Below are 6,695 nucleotides of genomic sequence, written 5' to 3'. Positions count from 1 at the left end.
CTTGAGCACCGCAAGTTGCAGCGCGTGGTCGACATGGCCGCCCTCGAGGCGGCCGGGCAGACGGCGGTGTGCGTCGGCGTCGGGCCGCAGGCGCCGGTGCTGGCCCAGGCCAGTGCGGCGCGCAACGGCTTCGCGGTGGGGCCCACGCGCACCCTGGCAACCACCTGTGGCACCTTGCAGACCGGCGCCAGCAGCCTGCGCACCTTCACCCTCAGTGCCACCCAGGCCGAAGCGATCCGGGTCAGCGCCAGCAGCACGGTGACCACCAGCATCGCCGCCGGTGTGCAGGCCTTGTTCAGCGGCGCCGCGCCACCGGCCACCACCACCCTGAGGGCCACTGCGGTGGCCTCGGTGCCCAGGCCGCCACAGGCGATGCTGCGCCTGCAAACTACCCTGGCCACCATCGACTCGCGCAAATCCGCCACGCTCAATGCACTGCTTGATCCGCTTGGCGGCAAGGTCACGCTCGACGCGCTCGGCTGGCAGGGCATTGCCAACACCGACATAAACCTGCTCGCCTTCCTCGATCAACTGGCCGTGAATGTCGGCGTCGGTGTTGGCCAGTACGACCAATTGCTGGCCAAGAACCTCAAGGCCACTCAACTGATCCAGGCCGCGCTCTACGTGGCTCAGCGCGGCGGCGCCACAGCGCAGGTGATCACCAACCTGGGAAAGGTGCTGCTCAATGCCAATAACACCACCGACATCAAGCTCGGCAGCATTCTCGATATACAGAGCGGCACCCTGGCCTCGGGGCTGGACGCCAGCGTGCAACTGCTTGAGCTGTTGCAGGCCGTGATCCTGCTGGCCAACAAGGAGAGCGCAGCGGTCATCGACCTGCCACTGAACGTGCTCAACCTGCTGACCGGCTCGATCAAACTCAAGGTCGTCGAGCCACCGCAGATCTCGGCGGTCGGCAACCCGGCCAAGGCCATTATCGCGCCGCTGGGACCCGACGCGATAATGGTCAAGACCGCGCAGATACGCGCCGTGATATCCGTCAACATGCGCCTGCTCAGCGGCGTCGGCGGGCTGATCGGTGCCATCTCGACCATTGCCTCGCCGCTGACCTCAGCGGTCAGCAGCCTGCTGGGGCTCAACCTCAAGGGCACTGTCGAGGCGCTGTTGTGCGTGGTCGGCCCATGCGAGGCAGGCGATATCGTTCCCTTCGGCTCGCCCACCGTCGACATCAGCCTGGAGGTCGCCCAGGCCCGCAGCTACCTGACCGACTACAGCTGTAGCGTCAACAAGAGCCTGACCGCCCGCACCGACAGCGCCGCACTGGATCTGAAGCTGGGCAGGGTCATCCCGGCCAGCAGCTTCAATGCAAGCCCCACCGTGTATCCGCTGCCGTTGATCGACATCGGCACACGCACCTGCACCCTGCTGCTGATCTGCGGCCCGCACAAGGAATTCACCGGTGGCGGCGTGGGCATCAAGATCGACACGCCGCTGCTCAAGAGCGCCAGCGTCGACTTGCTGTTCAGTGCCGTCAACAGCACCGCGCCGCCCAACATCAATCAACCGCCCACCTACAACCATACCCAGGCCACCAACATCCTGCAGAGCCTGACCACCACCATCAAGGGGATCGAGCTGCAGGTATACCAGCCACAGAACGGTAACCTGCTGGGCAACCTGCTGGTGGCCGTCGGCAACCTGCTCGATGGCGTGAAGAAGATCCTCGACCCGGTGATCAACGATCTGCTCAGTCCGCTGCTGGACCCGATCCTCAACAGCCTGCTCAAAGGCCTGGGGATCGACCTGAACCATGTCGAGGTCGGCGCCAACCTCACCTGCGGCTCACGCGCTCAACTGGTGCTGTAAAGCGGCAGCTCGATCACGAAGCAGGCGCCTTCATCACCATTGCGCGCACTCAGCAGCCCACCCATGCGCTCGATGATGCCGCAACTCACCGACAGCCCCAGGCCGGTGCCGACACCGCTGGGCTTGGTGGTGAAAAAGGGTTCGAAAATCCGTTCCAGCAGGCGCGGCTCGATGCCGCCGGCGTTGTCCTGCACCTGCAGGCGCACCCAGCCCTGCACCCGTTCCAGATGCACCGCGATCCATGGGCGCAGCTGCGGCTCGGCATCGCGCCGACCGAGCAAGGCATCGCGCGCATTGACCATCAGGTTGATCAGCACCTGCTCCAGCTGATCGGGGTGGCCGCACACCCTGCAGCCGGCCTGCGCCTCGTTCACGCGCAGTTCCACGCCCTTGCCCGCCAGCCCATCGGCCAGCAGCGACAGGGCACCGTCGATGGCCTGCCAGGCTTCGAACACCTGCGGCTCCACCTCCGAACGCCGGCCAAACACGCGCATGTGGTCGACCACCCGCGAAGCGCGTACCACCTGGGCATCGATGCGCTTGAGCTTTTCGCGCAGGTAATCGACTTCCACCTCGCCGCTTTCCAGGCGCTTGAGGGCATTGACCAGCGCCATGCGCATCACGTTGAGCGGCTGGTTGATCTCGTGCGCCAGCCCCGTGGACATCTCGCCCAGGGTGGCCATCTTCGCGCTCTGCAGCAATTGCTGCTGGCTGCGCCGCAGCGCGGTATTGTCGCGCCCCACCGCCTGCACCTCCAGCAAGCGACCAGCGGCATCGAACACGCCGCGATCGGACCACACCCACCAGGCATGCTCGCGCCCCGGCAACTGCAGGCAGATCTCGGCACTGCTCACCGGCTGCTGTGGGGTCAGGCCCGCCAGGCGCTGCACGAAGGCCTCACGCTGGGCCAGCGACATCCACTGGCCCAGGTTCAGGCCGGGCAGCTGTGCGGGGGCGCACTCCAGGTAGTCGGCCAACGGACGGTTGCCGAACACCAGGCTCAGGTCCGGTCGATAGCGACAGATCATTGCCGGCGAGTCCTCCACCAGCACCCGATAGCGCTCTTCGCTTTCGCGGATACGCTCGCCAGCCAGCGTGGCCTCGGTGACATCGAGCCAGAGGCCCACCGCCTCCACCGGCAAGCCCAGGTCATCACGTAGCAGCCGCGCTTCGTCCAGCACCCAGTGGTATTCGCCACGGCTGTCGCACAGCCGATAGCGACTGCGCACCTGGCCGTCGCGCAGCAAGGTGCGGGTGCGCTGCAGCCATAGCCCCTGGTCATCGGGGTGCACCCACTGCGCCGGTTGCTGCCCGGCATCGGCCGCCCAGCCGAGCAACGGTTGCAGGCTGGCACTGAAGAACTCGGCATGCAGGGCGCCGGCTTCATAACGCTGGATGTAGATCACCGCCGGCGAACTGGCGATCAGGTTGTCCAGCCGCGCATGGGCGGCACTGGCCTGCTGCTGTTGCAGCCTGATATCGCTGATATCCAGCATGAAGCCGTGCAGCCGGCGCTTGAAGCCGTGCCCCTGTACCTGCCCGCACACGCGGTACCAGCACAGCGGGGCGCGGTGCAGGCGCACGCACACCTGCAGGTTGCCACCCTCGCGCTGCACAGCCTCGAATGCCAGTTGCGCCGCCTCACGGTCCGCCGGGTGCAGCACCGCCAACCAGGCCGGTACCGACAGTTGTGCGTCCACCCCCAGGCTCGCGGCCAGCCCGGGCGCCAGTTGCAGGTAGGGCTCGTGCAACGACCACTCCCACCACCCCGCACCCAGCAGGCCCTGCACGTTGTCCAGGCGTTGCTGGCTGGCCTGCAGGCGGCCGTCTGCCAGGCGCGCCAGCAACGGCTCGGCCAAGGCGTCGAGCAGTACCCGCGCGCCCCCTGGCACACCCTGCACGCCGTCGTCGGCGCACAGCAGCCAGGCCTGCGCACGATGCTGCTGGGCGTGGCCCAGCACCCACAGCGGCGTGTGTGCGAACAGCCCCTGCAGGCCAAGGTGTTCGCCACTGCGTAACAGGTGCTCCGGCTCCAGGCTGTCGAGCAGCACGCCCAGGCGCGTCTCGTCGGCCCAGGGGGCAGGCGCCTCGCTGCGCGCGAAGGTCTGCCAGCCTGTCGAGGTACGCAACAGCAGCGCCGCCCAGCCGCAGCGCCAGTGCCAGGCCAGGTGCTGTACCTGTTCGCCTGCCACGTGCGCCAGGTGTTCCAGGCTGCAACCGCGCAGCGCCGCCGCCATCTGCAGGGCCAGTTGCTGCTGGTGCTGAGCGTCCAGGCCCTGCTGGCGCTGCTGCAGCAGGTCGCCCACATCGAACAGTTGCAACAGCCAGCCCTCGGCATGGGCCAGCAACCAGCCTCGGGTGTGCAGGGTGTGCCCACTCAGGGTGTCGAAGGCCAGGTCCAGCGGCTGCGCCTGCCAGTCGACCGGGGTGCCTTCCAGCACCACACGGCTGTGCGCCTGCAGGTAATCGTGCACGGGGGCGCCGGGGGCTCGCACCCGCGCCAGGCTGCGCCCCAGCGGCCCGCCAACGCGCAGCACACGGCCCTGGTCATCCAGCCACACTTGCAGCCCCACCGCTGGCGGCGCCTGCTCCTGGGGGGCGGCAACGCCCGGGCGTGGGCGCCAACGTTCGAACAGGCGTTGCCCGCCGCTCATAGCTGCAGGCTCGCTTCGGCGCTGAGGCTGGCCGGCAGGCGCGGCACTTCGCCCACCAGCGGCAGCCTGAGCACCGGCAGCACCGCCGTCAGGCGCGCCTTGGCGTAATCGATACGCACCGTCAGCAGGTTGGTATTGCTCAAGGTGACGGTAGCGTCGCGCGCCACCTGGAACTGCAACGTGCCCGGCATCCAGGTCAACTGCTGGGTCAGTACCTGCCTGGCCAGTGCCGGCACGTCGGTGCGGTAGGTGGCACTGCTGGGGTCCAGTGCCACGCACCGGCGCACCGCCTCGCTGCTGGCCTGGTTGAACGACTGCAGCATCAACAGCGGCAGGGCGTAGCTCACCACCCCGTAGAACACTGCAAAGAAAATCACGAACACCGCAGCGAACTCGATGGCCGCTGCACCTTTTTGCCGTCTCGCAAGGCCTGCTTTCATGATCGCGTCTACCCTGACAGTGACACCCGAAATCAAGCATAGAATCAATCACGACCAAGGGATGGCATTTCGCCTATGCAAAGCATCGTCCTGCTGCTGTGGCTCGCCTTGTGTGCCGAACAGGATGCCCGTGAAAGGCATATCTCCAATACCCTCACCCTTGGCGCCGCCGCCTGTGCGCTGGCCTACCTGTTCGTCACCGGACGCACCTGGATCGGCGCCGAGGCGAGTGAAGCCGGTTGGGCGCTGCTGATCGTGATGCTGCTGACCCTGCCCGGCTACATGCTCGGCCGTCTGGGTGCGGGGGATGTGAAGTTGCTCGGCGCCCTGGCGCTGGCAACGGACCGGATGTACCTGCTGGGCACGTTTATCGGTGCCGGCGTGGCGGTGATGGTGTGGCTGCTGAGCCGCCGCTGGCTATGGTCCCTTCTGAGTCAGAAAGTTAAGAACCGCTTCAAGCAAGTGATCGAGGAAACGTCAAAAAAACAACCCTTTGCGCCGTTCGTGCTGGCTGGATTCCTACTCGCGGCGGTATGGATCCATTAGTCGCACAGTGATCTCACAGCCCGGTATGAACCTTGTACATAACCGCAAAGTGCGACTACTTTTTAGCTAATGCCCACCGAACTCGGATCCATTTCAGACCGTCAGGAAGGTGCAGCCAGCAGGGAGTTGCGTGTGAACAAGCCAATGAGCCCAGTGAAGGTCCTGGTTGTCGATGACCAGCCCTTGATCGTTGAAGAGTTGTGCGAGTTTATCGAGAGCAGCGGGTACCGCTGTGTCCCCTGCCATTGCAGCAGCGAGGCCATCGCGCGCTTTGCCGGTGACCCGCAGATCGGCCTGGTGCTGTGTGACCTGCACATGCCCGAGCGCGATGGCATCGAGCTGGTCAAGGCGCTCAGGACAGTGGCCGGCCAGCAGCGCGTCTTCGAAGCCATCATGCTGACGGGGCGTGCCGACAAGCAGGATGTGATCAAGGCGTTGCGCGAAGGTTTTGCCGACTACTACCAGAAACCGGTCAACCTCGACGAGTTGCTCGAAGGCCTGCAGCGCCAGGAGGCGGTGCTGCTGGAGCGACAGAAGAACTACAACCACCTGGGCCACCTCAACCAGAAGCTGCAGTACCTGGCCGAGTCCATCGACGATCTTTACCAGGACCTGGGCAAGGCACGCGAACAGGCGGCGGGCAGTCGCGACGGCAGCGACGACCGTGCGCCGGCGAGCGAGAGCATCCCGGCGATCTTCGATCAATTGTCACCGCGTCAGCTGGACGTGGCGCGGCTGGTGGGCAAGGGCCAGACCAACTACCAGATTGCCTGTGAGCTGGGGATTACCGAGAACACGGTGAAGTTGTATGTCTCGCAGGTGCTGCGCCTGACTCACATGCACAACCGTACGCAACTGGCGCTGGCGTTGGCACCCAGCCCGTCGACACTGCGTCAGCGGGTGACCGCGCACTGACCAATCTGACGATACAGCACGCATGAGAGGCAAAGGGTAAAGCACCTGGAGCCTCACGCCACGCGCCCTTGAATTGACCCGGTGTCGCATTCGGTGCCCATTTCCAGGTAGAGAGCCGGTCGGGGCTATGAGAAAATCTGCTGACCACTCATCGTTGAAGCGCAGCCTGGTCAGGTGGCGGGCACCGGAAGAAGTTCAAAGAAGAGCTGACCGTACCCCGCCCCAACCCTGCGATACTGCACCAACTCATCCGCGAATGCCTGCATGGCGTATTGTCCCTGGCAAAGGACTGGGACGGTAATGCAGGTAAGTC

At 65.5% G+C, this 6,695-nt stretch carries 5 protein-coding genes; 3 read left to right on the top strand and 2 right to left on the bottom strand.

Annotated features, from left to right (window positions below; genetic code table 11):
• Positions 1-1,827: Tad domain-containing protein (locus KUO17_RS05935; RefSeq protein ID WP_217974262.1), on the top strand; the 1,827-nt coding region annotated here is incomplete at its 5' end.
• Here KUO17_RS05935 and KUO17_RS05930 read toward each other — a convergent pair.
• Positions 1,812-4,481 carry a PAS domain-containing sensor histidine kinase gene (locus KUO17_RS05930; RefSeq protein WP_217974260.1) on the bottom strand — a complete coding sequence of 890 codons (2,670 nt, stop codon included), beginning with the start codon at positions 4,479-4,481 and terminating at the stop codon, positions 1,812-1,814. The two genes, KUO17_RS05935 and KUO17_RS05930, sit on opposite strands and share 16 nt — an antisense overlap.
• Positions 4,478-4,921, bottom strand: a complete 444-nt coding sequence (locus KUO17_RS05925) for a TadE/TadG family type IV pilus assembly protein (protein WP_217974258.1) — start codon at positions 4,919-4,921, stop codon at positions 4,478-4,480. Before KUO17_RS05925 ends, KUO17_RS05930 begins: the two co-directional genes overlap by 4 nt.
• 75 nt (positions 4,922-4,996) lie before the next feature.
• Here KUO17_RS05925 and KUO17_RS05920 point away from each other — a divergent pair, with 75 nt between their 5' ends.
• Both KUO17_RS05920 and KUO17_RS05915 read left to right on the top strand, forming a co-directional pair.
• Positions 4,997-5,467: an A24 family peptidase gene (locus tag KUO17_RS05920; protein ID WP_217974257.1), complete on the top strand. Its 471-nt coding sequence runs from the start codon at positions 4,997-4,999 to the stop codon at positions 5,465-5,467.
• Positions 5,468-5,599: 132 nt separating this feature from the next.
• Positions 5,600-6,382 (top strand): response regulator transcription factor, encoded by a 783-nt coding sequence (locus KUO17_RS05915; RefSeq protein ID WP_217974255.1) that lies wholly within the window; start codon positions 5,600-5,602, stop codon positions 6,380-6,382.
• Positions 6,383-6,695 lie beyond the last annotated feature (313 nt).

Source organism: Pseudomonas aegrilactucae (assembly GCF_019168305.1).
In the GTDB taxonomy this organism is placed as follows: Bacteria; Pseudomonadota; Gammaproteobacteria; order Pseudomonadales; family Pseudomonadaceae; genus Aquipseudomonas; species Aquipseudomonas aegrilactucae.
This window is presented reverse-complemented; position numbering and strand designations above follow the sequence as displayed.